The following is an 18,004-nucleotide window of genomic DNA, read 5'->3' on the forward strand; positions in this document are numbered from 1 at the left end:
CATCACTTTTTCCCTTCAAATGTGGCGTCCGCAGAATAGGTTAAAGAAATGACGCTCGTACTGAGTTGGTAGTTGTACAGCTAGAACCAGAGATGCCCGGTTTATAGAGGAATTGAGGGTTAGAAGTCAGTGATAGTCTAACTACATCAACTTAGGGATCAAAACTCCTGACTATGGCCGTTTGTAAGATTGACTTGTCCGATTTATGTCTATAAAGCGATAGAACTTGCAAAATTGAAACTCAATTATTGAAAGTAATGAGTTGATAAAAGCACTACATGGCTACTTGTTGACTTAAATATGGAGTCTGATTTTTGGTGGTTAGTTGTTGCAGCTATTACTCAGTTAAAATCAATGATTGATTCGAGTTTTATTTTAACTAAATCAATTATAATGAAAAACAAATTACAAAAAATTAGAGGGGCTGTTTGCTTTATTATGCTGCTCTTACCATTGAGCCTAATGGCGCAGGAGACGGTAACGGTATCAGGTACCGTTACTGATGAAAATGGAGATGGATTACCAGGTGTGAGCGTGGTAATAAAAGGGACAAGAAAAGGAGCTCCTACAAATGTAAATGGACAATTTTCTTTTGCAGTAGACAAATTACCCGTGCAGCTGGTAGTAAGTTATGTTGGGTATGAGACTCAGGAAGTAACAGCCACATCAGCTTCTACACCCGTCAAGGTGACTTTAGAGGAAGGCCTAAGCCTAAATGAGGTGGTGGTGACTGGCAATAGAGTAAAGGCTAGAACAGTCCTGGACTCACCCGTACCCATGGACAACATTAGTGTAACAGAGCTGAGAGGAAGTGGTCAGCCTGATATTCAAAGAATGCTGACCTTTACTGTGCCTTCATTCAACTCTCAAAATCAAGCGATCTCTGATGCAACAGCGCATTACGATCCAGCCGATTTGAGAGGTTTGGGCCCAAGTAGAACTTTGGTATTGGTCAATGGAAAACGTAAAAATCAAAGTGCGCAGGTATACCTCAACAGGACACCTGGTAAAGGTGAAGTAGGGATCGACCTAAAAAGTATTCCTACTGCAGCTATCGAAAGAGTTGAAGTATTAAGAGATGGAGCATCAGCTATTTATGGCTCTGATGCGATCGCCGGTGTAATTAACTTGATCTTGAAAGATGATGTAGAATATACAAGTATTAGCGCCAATTCAGGAATTACATCACAAGGTGATGGATTCAACTTTGGTACAGATATCAATAGTGGAATGAGTTTCGGTAGTGGTGGAAATATCAATCTGACGTTAGGGTACTACAAGCAATTGACTACCGATAGAGGTGGTGAGTTTGACGTATTGAATAATGATGCGCCTACCACAGCTCCAGATCCAACAGATCTTGTTTCTTACCCGGGAGGTGCTACAGATGCAACTTATATTCAAGATTTAGCTGTGTTCGACTCTTATCAGGATTGGGCAGTAGAGAATCCAGATGCAGGTATGACTACAGGGCAACCAGAATTAGAGCAGGTTGATTTATTTGTTAACATAAGCCACCCAGTCGGAGAAAATTCTGAGTTTTACTCATTTCATGGAATGACTAGAAGAACAGGCAAAAGTTTTGCCTACTACAGAGCCCCATATTGGAGACGCGATGTAGCCAATTCTGGTTTGTATTCTACCAGACCAGAGGACTTTGTCGGGTATCAACCTACTTTTGAAACAGACATTAAAGATCATATTAATTCTTTGGGATTTAAGCTAGGTTTGAGCGAAAACTGGATCGCTGATATTAGTGCAACTTATGGATCTAATAGAGTCGATTACAATATCAACAACTCTGTTAATAGAAGCTATTTAGCTGTTTATGGCACTTCTCCAACTAGTTTCTACAATGGAGGCTATAGCTTGAGCAATGCCATAGGAAACCTCGACGTTTCAGGCCAAATCACTGATGACATCGGTGTAGCGGTTGGATTGGAGTACAAGAAAGAGTTTTTCAGAGGATACGAAGGAGAAGCCCTGTCATATTATGGGTCAGGGTCTGACTCATTTGCGGGTATCAAACCAGATGAAGCAGTAGATGTTACCAGAAACAATGTGGCAGCATATGCGCAAGTAGATTACGACGTCACAGATGCACTCCTGCTGTCATTAGCTGGAAGATATGAAGACTTTTCTGATTTTGGAGATAACTTCTCCTACAAGGCAAGTGGACGATATAAAATTGGAACTAAAGGAGCTATAAGAGCTTCATATAGTACAGGTTTTAGAGCACCTACTTTGCATCAGAGGTATTTGACTAATACACAGTATATTATTGTAGCCACTTCTAATGAACCATTGCTGCAAGGTACTTTAGCCAATGATAATCCGGCTGTTCAAGCATTAGGCGTTCCTGATTTGTTTGCAGAGACATCAGTTAATCTATCTGCAGGAGTGACATACCAGCTCAACAGAAACTTCTCAGCTTCTGTTGATCTATATCAGATTAATGTAGATGATCGGGTACTATTCTCTACTCAAATTTCAACGTTAGATGGAGATTTGGATGGTTCTGATGCTGTAGAGCAAATTCTAATAGACAACAATGTGGTAGCTGCACAATTTTTTGTTAATGCTGGAGATACCAAAACACAAGGGGTTGATGTAGTATTGAGCTATGATTCGTTCGATAAATTCAAGGCCACATTAGGTGCGAATTTCAACACGACTTCGATTGATGCCATCAGCACGCCCGAAACATTAGAAGATCTTGGATATTCCATATTCAATAGTCAAGAAGCAGGTCTGATTACTAATTCAAGACCAAAATCTAAGATTATTTTGGGCTTAAGTTATGAAATCAGCGATTTTGTGATTGGTTTGACTAATACAAGATTTGGTGAGGTGACTATAACTCCAACTCCTGCACTTGGTGAAGCTTTCGAACAGGTTCTATCTGCAAAAGTTGTAACTGATATTAGCCTTGACTACAAATTGGGAAACAATTTGAGTTTGTCTGCTAAGGTCAACAATATCTTCGATGTGTATCAAGATGCGACTGATGCATCGACTGGCACTACTCAAGCAGAAAAGAGATTTACATACTCTTCTGAAGTTCAGCAAATGGGACAGTTCGGAACCAACTTCAGATTAGGCTTTAATTACAAATTTTAGATCTTTTTCTAAAATCTGAGTTTATAAATTATTTAAGTAAAAGGGATGATTTATCATCCCTTTTACTGTTTTTATACCATATCGTTTGTATCACATGAATTTCGAAAACATAAAAAAAAACATTATCGGTTCTACCCAACCATTTGATACGCCATTTGGGTCTTTCAATATGCTATATGCAGATTGGGTAGCCAGTGGTAGATTGTATGAGCCGATAGAGGACGCCATCAAATCTAAATTTGGCCCATGGGTGGCTAATACGCACTCCTATTCTAACAAATCTGGCAGTCTCATGACTACCGCTTATGATCATGCCAAAAAGATCATAAGAAACCACGTCAATGCCAGTGACGAGGATATACTAGTGCTAGCAGGACCTGGTATGACTGCAGCTGTGATCAGATTGCAGCAGATATTGGGATTAAACGAGGGGGAAAATGATAAAAATGCGGACAAACCTGTCGTATTTATCTCGCACCTGGAGCACCATTCCCACCACGTTTCATGGATGGAGACCAAGGCAGATGTCGAGATTGTACCTCCGGGAGAAGATCTCAAAATTGACCTTTTGGCATTGCAAACGGCCCTGGACAAGTATAAGGATAGAAAGTTGAAAATTGGCGCCTTTACAGCCGGATCCAATGTAACAGGTATAATTACTCCCATCCATCAGATGGCAGAGGTCATGCATCGCAACGGAGGATATTGTTTTGTAGATTATGCAGCAACTGCTCCTTATGTATCCATAGATATGCATCCGGAGAATGAAGCTCAGTCACTTGATGCCATTTACTTTTCGCCACACAAATTTCTCGGTGGCCCAGGGGCTTGTGGAGTAATGCTTTTTAATAAAAAGTTCTATTCTGGCAAGTCAACCGTGCCAGGCGGAGGAAATGTGACATGGACCAATCCATGGGGTGAATATGGGTTTACATCCAACGACGAAGCCAAAGAAGATGGAGGCACCCCGGGCTTTTTACAAGCCATACGTGCGGCCATGGCTATCAAACTCAAAGAAAAAATGGGAGTGGATAATATCGAAGTCAGAGAAAAGGAATTGGTTACCCATGCTTTTCAGCGAATGAATGCCATAGAAGGAGTAGTTATAGTAGGAGAGCAGTCGTCAGAGCGAATAGGCGTGGTATCATTCAACATCGAAGATATTCACTACAATGCGGTGGTGAGAATCATGAATGACAAATTTGGAATTCAAATCAGAGGTGGATGGGCTTGCGCAAGTACTTATTGTCATTACTTGTTCGATATGGATGAAGCTAAATCAAAATCATTAACTGATAGAATAGACCGCAAAAACCTGGAAGGTAAACCAGGCTGGGCAAGAGTTTCTCTGCACCCCACCCTCAGCAACGATGAGTTGCAATACATCTTAGACGCTATAGAGTACATAGCACAAAACAAAAAAGTCTTAAAAAAGCTGTATCTGTATGATGAGATGACAAACGATTTTTCGCTGCAGCTACCTCCGGTCGAAAATAATGCGACTCAAGCAGCGGAAATGTTCGCCTTATAAACACGAGTTCTGCGAGTTTGACTGTCCGGACCAATTTTAATATTCAATTAGTTAAGGAGTTGAGAATTTCATTCTGAATTTTTATAAAAACAGTCTGCCCTCAACTAGCACAGCGCCAAATTCCAATTTGGGGTTAGAAAGATCAGTCCAATCAAAATACAAAAAAATGATTCCTTGTTCTGAGACTGAGGCAAATTAAATACAATTAAAAAACGAGAATTATGAAGATAGAGCAAATTTACACAGGATGTCTGGCGCAAGGAGCCTACTACATCCAGAGCGAAAATGAGGCTATAATCATTGACCCTTTGAGAGAAATTGAGCCTTATTTGGCCAAAGCCAGGAAAAATGAAGCAACCATTAAGTACATCTTTGAAACACACTTTCATGCAGATTTTGTTTCTGGGCATGTGGACTTGGCAAAAAAAACGGGTGCGAAAATAGTATTTGGACCTACCGCGAAAACTGACTTTGAAAGCCATATCGCCTTCGACGGGGAAGTATTCGAAATAGGCAAAATCAAAATTAAAGTATTGCACACGCCGGGTCATACTATGGAAAGTAGCACCTTCTTGCTAATGGATGAAAATGATAAGGATTATGCCATATTTTCTGGAGACACCCTGTTTATTGGAGATGTAGGAAGACCAGATCTAGCGGTCAAGACAGAATTGTCCAAGGAAGATCTTGCAGGCCATTTGTATGACAGCCTAGCTAATAAAATAATGCCCTTGGCCGATGGAGTACTCGTTTACCCTGCACATGGAGCCGGGTCTGCTTGTGGGAAAAACATGTCAGCTGAGACCTGGGATACGTTAGGAAATCAGAAAAACTCGAATTATGCCTTGAGTAGCAATTTGTCAAAGCAAGCTTTTATCAATAAAGTGATAGAAGGGATCATGCCACCACCACAGTATTTCCCAAAAAATGCTAAACTAAATAAAACAGGATATCAAAGCTTTGAAAAAGTCTTAGAAGCGGGGTTAGTGCCTCTGGATCTAGAATTATTTGAAACCATTGTCAACGATCAGAAGGCATTGATAGTAGATACGCGTCACGAAAGTGAATTTATCAAATCTCACATACCAAATTCAATCTTTATTGGGCTGGATGGCTCATTTGCGGTGTGGGTAGGAGCCTTGATTGCTGATTTGGAGCAGCCCATTGTTTTTCTTGCGGATGAAGGCAGGGAAGAAGAAGTATTGACCAGACTTTCCAGAGTGGGATATGATAATACCCTCGGGTATTTGAAAGGAGGTATGAAGACATGGATAGCAGCTGAAAGAAAAATAGATTCTGTGACGTCCATTGATCCCACAGTCTTTGAAGTCAGAGTAAGTAGCAGAGAACTCAGAGTTTTGGATGTAAGAAAACCGGCAGAATATGAAGTAGGACATGTGAAAGATGCAATTAATTTCCCTCTTGATTTTATCAATGAAAATATGGCTGAAATTAATCCCGACGAGAAGGTTTATTTACACTGCGCTAGTGGATTTAGGTCTGTCATAGCCGCGTCTATCTTAAAGGCTCGAGGATTTCATAATATTGTAAACGTGGAACAAGGCTATCAGGGTATTTGTGAAACAGAAATTGAAGTCCGGGAATACCAGTGTACGTCTTCTTGATACAGTGTAAGTAGATGGAATCAAGAGCTGTGACCGGATGTGGTTGATTGTTTTCTATAATTGAGTATTAGATTTTTTCAGGATAAATTGATAAAGTCCATTTTCAACCTTTCTTAGTCCGATTACTAGTGTTCATCGATCGTATGTTTGTACTGGTAATAGTTAATAATAATTGTGGTTTAGCTTATTGAAAGGGGCACCAATCTGGAGCCCCTTTTTTTAGGCACCCCTGGCCATACTTTTCAAGGAATTGACTCTTTCATACCGGCTGTTGGGTATGTATAACATACCTTGGAGCATGGAATCTTAAACCTCTATTATGCATTAGGAATTGTGATGAAAGCATAAAGCGCAAAGAAAGAGGCACTTATATTGAAGAGGCATAGCACCGCTATGGTGATTCAATAAATATATGTTAAGTGTCTATTTCAAAGTGCTTTATGATTGGAATAGATTATCTAATGCATAATCCAGGTTTAAAGTCCAATTTTCAAGCAGAAATTTTCTTGTTTGTCATTTCGAATGTAATGAGAAATCTATCAGTCAATCAGGCTGCTACTTTAGACTTCTTGCTGCTAACAGAAATTACAATTAATACTAATTGAGTTAATATGTACCTGATATTCGATACCGAGACCACTGGATTACCTAAAAACTACAATGCTCCTTTAGAAGATCTGGATAATTGGCCACGATTGGTACAATTAGCCTGGCAGGTACATGCCAATGACGGCTCACTAATCAGTGACAAAAATTACATTGTCAAACCTGAAGGTTATACCATTCCATTTAACGCCCAGAAGATTCATGGCATTTCTACCAAAAGAGCGGAGGAAGAAGGTCACCCTCTCAATGAAGTCCTTGAAATCTTTTCCAAAGATCTTTTGGAGATCAAAGCCGTCATTGGGCACAATGTAGAGTTTGATCTTAACATAGTCGGTGCCGAATACTTAAGAAAAGAAAAAGACAACGCCCTGGCTGCAGTAGCCTCCATCGATACCAAGGATGAATCGACGGAGTTTGTTGCCATTCCCGGACGTGGGGGTAAATTTAAATGGCCGACGCTCACAGAACTTCACACAAAATTATTCGGTGTAGGGTTTGAAGACGCACACGATGCTGCATACGATGTGGATGCCACGGCCAAATGTTTCTTTGGACTGGTCACAGAAGGGATCATCGCACCTCTTGACGACACAGCAAAAGAAAACATCAAGTATGAAGCACCTGATCTGGCTGCAGCAAACTTCGCAGTCAAAGATGATGGCAAAGGTATAAATGCCGATAAGGAGGCAGCAAAGGACATTACGGCAACCTATTGTCACCTACATGTTCATTCTCAGTATTCTGTCCTACAGGCCACCCCAAAAATCAAACAACTGATAGCCAAGGCCAAGGAGTTGAACATGCCAGCTGTAGGGCTAACGGATCTGGGAAATTTGTATGCAGGCTATCAATTCGTACAAGGAGCACTGAAAGAGGGAATCAAACCTGTGCTCGGCTGTGAATTCTTCATCTCTGAAGATCGCACAACCACAAAGTTCACCAAGGACAATCCTGATCGTATGACTCAGATCGTACTGATGGCCAAAAACAAAAATGGATATCACAATCTATCCAAGCTCTGTTCTCTGGGACATATGGAGGGGTTATATGGATTTTATCCTAGAATAGACAAAGCCCTGATCGAAGAGTATAAAGAAGACCTAATCTGCCTGACAGGAGGCCTTCGGTGTGAAGTCCCGTCTCTAGCCCTCAACCAAGGTGAAGAGAAAGCTGAAGAGGCTCTACTCTGGTGGAAAAAGCTCTTTGGTGATGACCTCTACATAGAACTCAACCGGCATCAATTGGCTGAAGAAAACCACCTCAATGAAATCCTCGTCGGCTTTTCTAAAAAGCATGATATCAAACTGATCGCTTCCAACCATGTCTACTATTTGGATCAAAAAGAGTCCAAAGCACACGACGTCTTGCTTTGCATAAAAGATGGTAAAAATATCAATGATGAAGTCGGCCGAGGCCGAGCCTATAGAGACGCACTTCCTAACGACCAATACTATTTCAAGACTCAGGAAGAGATGAAAGCTCTCTTTGCGGATATTCCTGAAGCGATCGAGAACATCCAGGTACTGATCGATTCAGTCGAAGAATACAAGCTCTCTCGCGACGTGCTGTTACCAGCTTATGATATACCCGACGAATTCAAAGATCCCGAGGACGAAAAAGATGGTGGTAAGCGCGGAGAAAATAATTTTCTTCGTCACCTGACCTATGTGGGCGCCAAAAAACGATATACCGAGATCACGCCAGAAATAGAGGAACGGCTTGACTTTGAGCTTAAAACTATTGAAAATACAGGCTATCCGGGGTACTTTCTGATTGTACAGGATTTCACCACAGCGGCACGTGATATGGGAGTATCCGTCGGCCCCGGTAGAGGATCTGCTGCTGGTTCGGCCGTGGCCTACTGTATTGGTATCACCAATGTAGATCCCATCGCCTACGACCTACTGTTTGAGCGGTTTCTAAATCCTGATCGAGTTTCACTGCCCGATATTGATATTGACTTTGACGACGAAGGTCGTGACAAAGTCATCAAGTATGTGATAGAAAAATACGGCAAAACGCAAGTCGCACAAATCATCACCTATGGTACGATGGCTGCCAAATCATCTATTAGGGATGCTGGACGAGTCATGGAACTGCCACTGCCTGAAACCGATTCCATCGCCAAACTCATACCAGAACGGCCTGGTATCAGTCTGGATAAAGCATTCAAAGAGGTCAAAGAGCTGCAATCACTCGAGGCAGGTCATGGATTAAAGTCCGAAGTCATCCAGCAAGCAAGAGTACTGGAAGGGTCGGTTAGAAATACAGGAATCCATGCCTGCGGTGTGATTATTACCCCTAGTGACATCACCCAGCACGTACCTGTCGGGGTGGCAAAGGACTCAGATCTGCTGGTCACTCAATTCGACAACAGTGTCGTAGAAGATGCTGGGATGTTGAAAATGGACTTCTTGGGATTGAAAACTCTATCCATAATCAAAACAGCTTGTGCTAACATAAAAAAGAGACACGGTATAGAGATCATTCCAGATGAGATACCACTGGATGATGCCAAGGCGTACGAACTCTACCAACGCGGCGAAACCAATGGCACGTTTCAGTTTGAATCACCGGGAATGCAGAAGCATTTGCGATCATTAAAGCCGGATAGATTCGAGGATCTGATTGCCATGAATGCTCTCTACCGTCCAGGACCGATGGAGTACATCCCAAATTTCATTGCTCGTAAGCAGGGTGCTGAACCCATCGTCTATGATTTGGAGGGCATGGAAGAATACTTGGGCGAGACCTACGGTATCACAGTCTATCAGGAGCAAGTCATGCTACTGTCTCAGTCATTGGCGGGATTTACCAAAGGCGAAGCCGATATGCTTAGAAAGGCTATGGGTAAAAAAATCCAGGCCTTGCTAGATCAACTCAAACCAAAATTTGTAGCCGGATGTTTGGAAAGAGGTCATGATGAGACCAAGGTCCAAAAAGTATGGAAGGATTGGGAAGCTTTCGCAGCCTATGCTTTCAACAAATCGCATTCTACCTGTTACTCTGTGGTCGCCTATCATACAGCTTACCTCAAAGCCCACTATCCTGCTGAGTTTATGGCTTCTGTGCTCACGCATAACCAAAGCAATATTGAAAAGGTAAGCTTCTTCATGGAGGAGTGTCGAGTAAGAAAAATACCAGTCTTGGGACCAGACGTGAATGAGTCTGGAGTGGACTTTCAAGTCAATGAGGCTGGCGAGATTCGTTTCGGCATGGGTGCTATAAAGGGAGCAGGCGAGGCTGCGGCTATTTCGATTATTGAAGAGCGAGACGAAAATGGAAAATTTGAGGACTTCTTTGATTTTGTCACTCGTATCAACTTGCGCTCGGTCAACAAGAAAACGCTTGAGGCATTAGCTCAGTCTGGTGGCTTTGATTGTTTTGAGGTCTATCACAGAAGACAATATCTAATCACTGATGATGGAGAACCGAGTTTGATAGAGAAAGCTATCAAATATGCCAACAAGATGGAGCTGGAAGAAGCCAGTGCGCAAGCCTCATTGTTTGGAGGGGACTCGGGCGTTTCCATCCCTACTCCTACTGTGTCCGCTGTCGAGCCATTTACTGAGCTGGAAAAATTGAGAATAGAAAAAGAAGTAGTTGGCCTATATATCTCAGGCCATCCTCTGGATCAGTTCAAATTCGAAATCGATCAGTTTTGTAATACTTCGATTAAAGAGCTCAATGCTGACCTTACAGAATTGCAGAAAAAGGGCAGTATCAAAATCGCTGGTCAAGTCTCTGCCGTGGGTCACCGTGTGACCAAAACAGGCAAGCCATTTGGCACTATTACATTGGAGGACTTTACAGACTCCTTTACCTTTTTTCTTTTCTCAGACGACTACGTGAAATTCAAAGAGTACTTCGAAACCGGCTGGTTTTTGTATTTCCAATGCGGAGTTCAAAACCGATGGAAAGGAGAAGAATTGGAGCTGAAGGTGAAATCTATGCACTTGCTTACCGAAATACGAGAAGAGAAAACTAAAGGGTTGAACCTCCGGATCAGACTGCAGGACGTAAATGAAGATCTCATCAAAGAGATCAAATCATTGACCACGGAATACGCAGGTAGCAGTTTGCTAAAACTGGACATTGTAGATGAAGAAGAAAATATGCAAGTCAATCTGCTATCCAGGAAGGTAAAAATAGAACCTGATAACGGTTTGTTAGAACGATTGGAAGCTATGGATGAGATACAATACAAGGTGATAGCTTAGCCAAGGCCAAGCTATCGCTAATGATATTTATTTCTTCTTAGTGAAATAATAAACCAAAGCAGTAATAATACTGAAGAGGAGGGCACAAATGATCCAGATCACTTTACTACCCATGCTCATACTTTTTTGTTTTGTCAGTACCTCATAGATCACCCAGATTGCGCTGATCACTCCGATGAGGTAAAAAATAGAATAAGTATCCATCATATATTACGGTTTGTTGAAATTGATTGAACCTTAATATATTATTTTTTTTGGTAGCATACTACCTGTTGAGCCGAGTCAATCACTCAATATTGCAATCTATCCCTTGCAAACTTGACCTTGGTAGTCATGAAAGTGGGATCAATCCAGATCAGATAAATTCATGGGTGAATTGTCTGCATTACTTATTTTAATCTGTGCTCCCTTCTTCTCCATAATCAAAAAAGAGCTTCTTTTTCCCTTTTTTTGAATACTCAAACCACTCGCCTACCTCTTTGCCATTCTTGTATTTGCCTGAATAATTTAACCGACCTTCCGCATCATAAAATTCCCAATAACCGTCTTCCCTACCGAAGTGGTAGTTTCCCTTCTGAGTCAGCACGCCATCTTCAGCATAGACCAACCATGAACCATGAGGCAGGCCATTAGCATAAGTGCCTTCACTTTTAAGTTGTCCATTTTCATAATAAGACAACCAAACACCTGAGTAAAGTCCCTCATCGAATTTGCCTGCCCTTTTCAGCTGACCGGTATCATAGTAGAAAAAAGCACTATCCACCTGCAAATCATTCCTCCAATGTTCCTTGCTTTGGACAATTCCGTTCTCATTGTAGCTTATCGAAACGCCGAAAAGTTCGCCATTCTTAAAATTTTCGATTGCATTAATTTTTCCGGAAGGGTAATAGTATTTCCACTCACCTTGTTTTCCGTTTTGATCTTGCCATCCACTAAACTTCAATTGGTCATTTGCATAGAAGGTCTCTGTTTTTCCCTGACCAAGCAAAGTGAGGCTCTGAAGGGTTAGAATAAAAATGAGAAATGTGGAATTTAATTTCAAATTCATGATTTGTTTAGCGGGTATTTAGTGGATACAGTACATATTTCATCAAAATTGATTCCAATTGGACGCAACGGTTCAAATTATTTCAAGCTGCGCTTTATATCCATTCAAAAATATATTAAAATTGGCATTGAGAAATTCATAAAACACAAACTATGATCAACTATAAACAAACCATCAACCTGTGCTTTGCAGTTGCGTTGACCGTTTTCATTTGTTCTTGCGGGGGAAATTCCAAAAAAGTAGCAGCTGAAATTGAAGCAGAAGCTTTTGATAAAGCTGAAAATCAGCTTATTGAGGAAATTGACAAAGTAGTACACGACATGCCTCCTCCATCTGAGGTGCCTTACCTGCTGCAAGCGACAGGATCAGATTTCAATAGAGATTTAATTAATAGCATTGAAAATGTGAGTAAATATGAAAACTCCACTGACAAAGCCGCTATGAACCTGGGTGCATATGCAACCGATATAGGATATTTATCTTCTTATGATCAAGTACAAGATGCCTTGAAATACATGGAAGCTTGCCAAAAATTGGCGGATCAAATCGGAATCGCTTCAGCCTTCGAGTTGGAATTGATGGAGAGGTTTGAGAAAAATTTGGGTAACAGAGATTCCCTGGCTAATCTGATCAACTATGCCATGGATGTTGCCGAAGAGAAATTAGAAGCTACAGACAGACTGCAAACCATCGCTTTGGTATTGTCTGGCAGCTATATCGAAGGACTCTATCTTTCTGTAATGGTTATCGACACTTATCCTGAGGACCTGCTTCCTGAGGCGAGTAGAAACTTGATTTTGGAACCTTTGGTGAAGATTATCATAGATCAGAAAGAACCTCTTAATGATGTAGTAAGATTGTTGAAAGACCTCAAAAGTGATGACACCATCGCTGAGGTAGTGGCAGAATTTGACATCTTAAGAGTACTATATCAAGAAGATCTAGCTGAAATAGACAAGAAAATCGCAGAGGGAGATCCTAACTTCACTCTCAACAGGGACATGCTTGTGGATATCATCTCAGAAGTGAAAAGAATTAGAGCAGAAATGGTAAGGTAATCAGCCATTTTTTCGAATTAAAAAGCATTGAATCTATTGTTCAATGCTTTTTTTATTTATGCCCCAAATTGACCTATATTTATTGATCAAAACCATCTGTAAATTTCGATCTAAACTATGAGCGAACAACTGTTAAAAGCCATTATACACCTCCTGGCAATTGTGGCAAAGGAGGACGATGTAACTGAAGATGAGAGAAATGCGATTGAAGATTTTTTACTAGAAAATCTAAGCAAAGACGAAAGCATCAAGTACATGCAGTTATTCGATCATATGACGAGCAACATGTCAGGAGATCGGGAAGTATCATTTGGTGAGCAAAAAGAAATAACGATCTTATCTAAGCAAGTCAACCAAGAGCTGACTCAACAACAAAAGATCGTAGTAATCCTGAAGGTGCTGGAAGTAATCATGGCAGATGGCGAGATTTCAGACCGAGAACTGGAGCTTCTTCATCTAATTGGTGAATCATTCAATTTCTCAACAAAGGCCGTAGATCATATCAAAGCCTTTGTGATCACCAAGGAAAGATCGCAGCTCAACGCAGAAAACATACTGATCATAGACGATAGCAATTCTGGTGGAGCCAACTCTGAGGCCAAACACCTGAAAAGATCTTTCCTCTCAGGCTATACAGCATTCTTTAGGTTGCCCGCTTTGGAAATGTATTTCATGAAATACATAGGCGACTCTGCCCTTACTCTTAACGGCATTCCTGTTAGAAAAAATAAGATTATAGTATTCTCTGCTGGAAGCACCATCAGAGGCACTAAAATAGATCCAATCTACTACAGTGACGTAGTATCGGCATTTAGAGAAGAGAGTACAGACTCAAAAATATCCTTTGTAGCCGACAATATAGGCTTCACATTCCCTAATGGCCACCAAGGCTTGAGAGACATTACTATTGCTGAAAGCTCGGGAAAGCTGATCGGATTGATGGGTGGAAGTGGAGCAGGAAAATCTACTCTACTCAATGTACTCAACGGAAATGAGATTCCCTCACAAGGAACTGTCAGAATCAATGGCATTGATATAAACAAAGAAAAAAGCAAGATCGAAGGGGTAATCGGATATGTGCCTCAGGATGATTTACTTGTAGAAGAGCTTACAGTTGCCGAAAACTTATACTATGCTGCCAAACTGTGCTTTGCAGATAAGAATAATGAGGAACTCCATGCGCTTGTAGACAAAACACTTTCTGCACTTGGGTTGAGCGAAACACGCCACCTAAAAGTAGGATCTCCACTGCAGAAGACGATTAGTGGTGGGCAAAGAAAAAGACTCAACATCGGGCTTGAACTTCTAAGGGAACCTTCGGTTCTTTTCGTAGATGAACCCACCTCTGGTTTGTCATCCAGAGACTCCGAAAACATCATGGATCTCCTCAAGGAGCTCTCACTGAAAGGCAAGATGATATTTGTTGTCATTCACCAACCTTCATCCGAGATTTTCAAAATGTTTGACAAACTCGTTATTCTGGATGTAGGTGGCTATCAAATCTATTATGGCAACCCAGTGGAAGCCGTTATCTACTTCAAAAATATCGTAGATCTCATCGACAAGGATGCTGGCTCTTGTATCGAGTGTGGCAATGTCAATTCAGAGCAAATATTCAATATCATTGAAACCAAAGTAGTCGATGAATATGGAAAACTGACTGATCAGAGAAAAATCTCTCCGCAGGATTGGAATAGTTATTTCACAGAGCGGGTAGCCATAAAACCAGCTACTGAATCGACCGATACGCCTGAGAAAACTTTAAAAATTCCTAGCCGCCTAAAGCAGTTGATGATTTTTTCGAGTCGAGACATTGCCTCTAAATTCAGTAACAAACAATACCTGGCTATCAACCTACTCGAGGCACCATTATTGGCGCTTATTCTTGCGTTTATTATCAGATATGTCCCTGAAGGATCGGCTGAATATATTTTCAAAGAAAATCCGAATATTCCGGCTTTCTTCTTTATGGCTATCATCGTTTCACTATTCATGGGACTGACCGTGAGTGCCGAAGAAATATTCAAAGACAGAAAAATACTTAAACGAGAATCATTTCTAAACCTTAGCCGATTGAGCTATTTGGTATCCAAAATGGTTATTCTCTTTGGGTTGTCTGCAGTACAGTCGCTGATGTTTGTTCTCATTGGAGATTTTGTCCTCGGTATCAATGGCATGACCCTTTCCTTTTGGCTGGTCATGTTTAGCGTGTCTTGCTTTGCTAATATCATGGGATTGAATATTTCATCCGCTTTTAACTCTGCTGTCACGATATATATCTTAATTCCACTGCTAATTATCCCGCAGCTCATTCTGAGTGGAATAGTCGTCAACTTTGACAAACTTCACCCTATACTTAGTAATTCTAAGAAAGTACCGGTCATTGGTGAATTGATGGCATCCAAATGGGGCTATGAGGCGCTTGCTGTGACACAGTTTAAAGACAATGAATTTGAGCGAAACTTCTTTGAGTATGATCAAACTATCGCCAATTCCGAATTCAAGAGCGTATACTATTACTCTGCCATAGAAGCTAATTTAGATTATGTGCACTCCAACTTTGGCAGCACTGATGCAGAAAAAAAACAAAAAGTAACTGACAAGCTGAAACTCATTCAGAATGAATTAAGAAAAGAAATGGAATTGGGTGGAATCCCAATGGATAAATTCCAAGCACTTGAGAATCTAACTCCAAGTAAATTTGACAAGGCGACATTTGATGAAACTGAAAGATTTGTCAAGATCATGCGAAAGATTTATAACAACAGATTGAAACAAGCTTCAGAAAAACGAGACGGACTGAAGAAATCAATGACCGACACCGAAGAGAAGGCCAAAGCTTTCGCACAAGTCAGGAGTGATAATGAAAATGAAGCCATAGTCTTTTTCCTGAAAAATAGTACAGCAGAAAATAGGTTGTTGGAAACAAGAACTGAGCTGATCCAAAAGATTTACCCTATTTATAACATACCCATACCACAGCATAGTTTTGACATTCGTTCTCACTTCTATGCTCCTCAGAAGCATTTCATGGGCAACTACTATGACACCCTATATTTCAATGTTGTGGTGATTTGGGTAATGTCTTTATTCCTGGTGATTTCGCTTTACTTTGACTGGTTTAGAAAGGTGGTAAATAGCTTCGGTAAATAGGCCAATTCTATGTTCTTCGTCCTTTCCAAAATAGTGTACTGGCTGGTGATGCCGATCAGTTTGATTGTTTGGGTAGGACTAGCCTCCACCTTGGTTAAATCCGTGAAGCTGAAAAAGATTCTCAGAAGGACAACCATAGGCTTTTTTCTGTTTTTCACCAACCCTATGATATCAACATTGATAATCAATGCATGGGAGCCTGCCTACGAGCGATATGATGAGATAGAAGACACTTACCAGTACGGTATAGTTTTATCAGGTATCACCAACCCCAATCGACCCCCTTTCGATAGAATACAATTCAACAAAGGGGCAGATAGAATTGTACATGCTATAGACCTGTACAAAAGAGGAATCGTCAAGAAATTGATCATAACAGGTGGGTCAGGAGTGCTGACCTTCGACGGAAAAAAGGAAAGCCATCAACTGATGAATTTTGCGATCCAGAGTGGTGTCCCTTCAGACGATATCATACTTGAAGATCAGGCAAGAAACACGCACGAGAATGCGCTGTACTCCTCCAGACTTATCTCATCGCATGATCCCGGAAGAATACTGGTGATTACTTCGGCCTTTCATATGTATAGGGCTCAGGGGTGCTTTGAAAAACTAGTACTGGAAGTCGATACGTTCCCGACTGACCACTATGGTCGTGAGTTATTCTTCACCCCCGACGATATACTGATCCCATCATTATACGCACTCAATATCTGGACAATACTGACAAAAGAATGGCTTGGAATACTGGCTTATAAAATGAATGGCTACATTTAGGTCACTGGCATTTTCCTAACCAAAATCGAGAAGATACCTGGGAAAAACCTTTTCATATAAATACCAAATACTTCTTTTAATCCGCCAATATAGCTTTCCTCCTTTTGTTTTGCCACGCTCCTTAGGAGTCTGCGCACCAGCTGGTCCACAGTCAACCCAGCGGCTTGAGCCTTATCAAGGGTGTTCTGCTTAGAACCATCACCCATCAGTGCATTATAAGAGATTTTGGTATTTACATATCCAGGTAAGATTAATGTCACCTTGATCCCATTATCGTGATGCTCAGCTCGTAGAGCATCATAAAACCCATGCACAGCATGCTTAGATGCAGAGTACCCCGAGCGCAGTGGAGTACTGATGATTCCAACGGCACTCGTAACCGCAACATGATGTCCAAACCCTCGCTCTAGCATGCCAGGCAATACATACTTGGACAGAGCAATGGTACCGAAATAATTGACCTCCATAATCTGTCGCTGGACCTCCATAGAGGTATTAATCACTTTGTCTCGTTGACTAATGCCTCCATTATTGAATAGTATATCTACACCTCCAAAAATAGCCTCGGCTTCTCTCACTTTGGCTTCGAGAGAGGGCCCATCTGCCAAGTCCAGAGGCAGTACTTCAATATGAGCAAGATGTTGGTTTTCAGACTTTACTCGATCCAACTCTTCCTTCCTTCTGGCAGAAATGATCAGGTTACATTTAATCTTGCTTAAGTGTTGTACTAGCCCTTCTCCTATACCGCTAGAAGCACCTGTCACCCAAATCGTCCTGTTCTCAAAGTATTTCATAATATTTCTTTAAATGTAAGGCTTAACATTTCCAGACGGATGACCGGAGCCAATCCAAATTCAAAACTGCATAAA

The 18,004-nt window shown here is 41.2% G+C and carries 10 protein-coding genes; 7 read left to right on the plus strand and 3 right to left on the minus strand.

The annotated features are described in order from the left end of the window. The first annotated feature begins 393 nt into the window (after positions 1–393). From ABJF11_RS18120 to dnaE, 4 genes are all read left to right on the plus strand, one after another. The gene (locus tag ABJF11_RS18120) at positions 394–3,120 is read left to right on the plus strand and encodes a TonB-dependent receptor (RefSeq protein WP_348121560.1); all 2,727 of its coding nucleotides are present in this window, start codon (positions 394–396) and stop codon (positions 3,118–3,120) included. A gap of 94 nt (positions 3,121–3,214) precedes the next feature. Next, positions 3,215–4,651, plus strand: coding sequence for an aminotransferase class V-fold PLP-dependent enzyme (locus ABJF11_RS18125; protein WP_348121561.1), 1,437 nt, complete (start codon positions 3,215–3,217; stop codon positions 4,649–4,651). 221 nt (positions 4,652–4,872) lie between these two features. Continuing rightward, complete coding sequence (locus ABJF11_RS18130; protein WP_348121563.1) at positions 4,873–6,276, plus strand: rhodanese-like domain-containing protein; 1,404 nt, start codon at positions 4,873–4,875, stop codon at positions 6,274–6,276. 611 nt (positions 6,277–6,887) lie between these two features. Further along, the gene (gene dnaE / locus ABJF11_RS18135; RefSeq protein ID WP_348121564.1) at positions 6,888–11,102 is read left to right on the plus strand and encodes a DNA polymerase III subunit alpha; all 4,215 of its coding nucleotides are present in this window, start codon (positions 6,888–6,890) and stop codon (positions 11,100–11,102) included. Between the two features lie 27 nt (positions 11,103–11,129). Here dnaE and ABJF11_RS18140 read toward each other — a convergent pair whose 3' ends face one another. Together ABJF11_RS18140 and ABJF11_RS18145 are read right to left on the minus strand one after the other, a co-directional pair. Further along, on the minus strand, positions 11,130–11,309 hold the full coding sequence (locus ABJF11_RS18140; protein ID WP_348121565.1) for a PLDc N-terminal domain-containing protein: 180 nt from the start codon (positions 11,307–11,309) through the stop codon (positions 11,130–11,132). Between the two features lie 187 nt (positions 11,310–11,496). Next, positions 11,497–12,150 (minus strand): toxin-antitoxin system YwqK family antitoxin, encoded by a 654-nt coding sequence (locus ABJF11_RS18145; protein ID WP_348121566.1) that lies wholly within the window; start codon positions 12,148–12,150, stop codon positions 11,497–11,499. Between the two features lie 152 nt (positions 12,151–12,302). Here ABJF11_RS18145 and ABJF11_RS18150 point away from each other — a divergent pair, with 152 nt between their 5' ends. The 3 genes from ABJF11_RS18150 (at position 12,303) to ABJF11_RS18160 (ending at position 17,135) form a co-directional block, all read left to right on the plus strand. After that, positions 12,303–13,208 carry a hypothetical protein gene (locus ABJF11_RS18150; RefSeq protein ID WP_348121567.1) on the plus strand — a complete coding sequence of 302 codons (906 nt, stop codon included), beginning with the start codon at positions 12,303–12,305 and terminating at the stop codon, positions 13,206–13,208. A gap of 117 nt (positions 13,209–13,325) precedes the next feature. Then, positions 13,326–16,361: an ATP-binding cassette domain-containing protein gene (locus ABJF11_RS18155; protein WP_348121568.1), complete on the plus strand. Its 3,036-nt coding sequence runs from the start codon at positions 13,326–13,328 to the stop codon at positions 16,359–16,361. Positions 16,362–16,370: 9 nt separating this feature from the next. Then, positions 16,371–17,135 carry a YdcF family protein gene (locus ABJF11_RS18160; protein ID WP_348121569.1) on the plus strand — a complete coding sequence of 255 codons (765 nt, stop codon included), beginning with the start codon at positions 16,371–16,373 and terminating at the stop codon, positions 17,133–17,135. Here the strand turns inward: ABJF11_RS18160 and ABJF11_RS18165 are convergent. Next, positions 17,132–17,929, minus strand: coding sequence for an SDR family NAD(P)-dependent oxidoreductase (locus ABJF11_RS18165; RefSeq protein ID WP_348121571.1), 798 nt, complete (start codon positions 17,927–17,929; stop codon positions 17,132–17,134). The two genes, ABJF11_RS18160 and ABJF11_RS18165, sit on opposite strands and share 4 nt — an antisense overlap. Between the last annotated feature and the right edge of the window lie 75 nt (positions 17,930–18,004).

Origin of the sequence: Reichenbachiella sp. (assembly GCF_039941815.1) — a bacterium.
Classification (GTDB): Bacteria; Bacteroidota; Bacteroidia; order Cytophagales; family Cyclobacteriaceae; genus Reichenbachiella.

Excerpts from the sequence above, each read along its gene's own strand:
- ABJF11_RS18120 (WP_348121560.1), top strand. The coding sequence starts at position 394 with ATGAAAAACAAATTACAAAAAATTAGAGGGGCTGTTTGCTTTATTATG.
- ABJF11_RS18165 (WP_348121571.1), bottom strand. The coding sequence starts at position 17,929 with ATGAAATACTTTGAGAACAGGACGATTTGGGTGACAGGTGCTTCTAGC.
- ABJF11_RS18155 (WP_348121568.1), top strand. The coding sequence starts at position 13,326 with ATGAGCGAACAACTGTTAAAAGCCATTATACACCTCCTGGCAATTGTG.
- ABJF11_RS18125 (WP_348121561.1), top strand. The coding sequence starts at position 3,215 with ATGAATTTCGAAAACATAAAAAAAAACATTATCGGTTCTACCCAACCA.
- dnaE (WP_348121564.1), top strand. The coding sequence starts at position 6,888 with ATGTACCTGATATTCGATACCGAGACCACTGGATTACCTAAAAACTAC.
- ABJF11_RS18145 (WP_348121566.1), bottom strand. The coding sequence starts at position 12,150 with ATGAATTTGAAATTAAATTCCACATTTCTCATTTTTATTCTAACCCTT.
- ABJF11_RS18150 (WP_348121567.1), top strand. The coding sequence starts at position 12,303 with ATGATCAACTATAAACAAACCATCAACCTGTGCTTTGCAGTTGCGTTG.
- ABJF11_RS18130 (WP_348121563.1), top strand. The coding sequence starts at position 4,873 with ATGAAGATAGAGCAAATTTACACAGGATGTCTGGCGCAAGGAGCCTAC.
- ABJF11_RS18160 (WP_348121569.1), top strand. The coding sequence starts at position 16,371 with ATGTTCTTCGTCCTTTCCAAAATAGTGTACTGGCTGGTGATGCCGATC.
- ABJF11_RS18140 (WP_348121565.1), bottom strand. The coding sequence starts at position 11,309 with ATGATGGATACTTATTCTATTTTTTACCTCATCGGAGTGATCAGCGCA.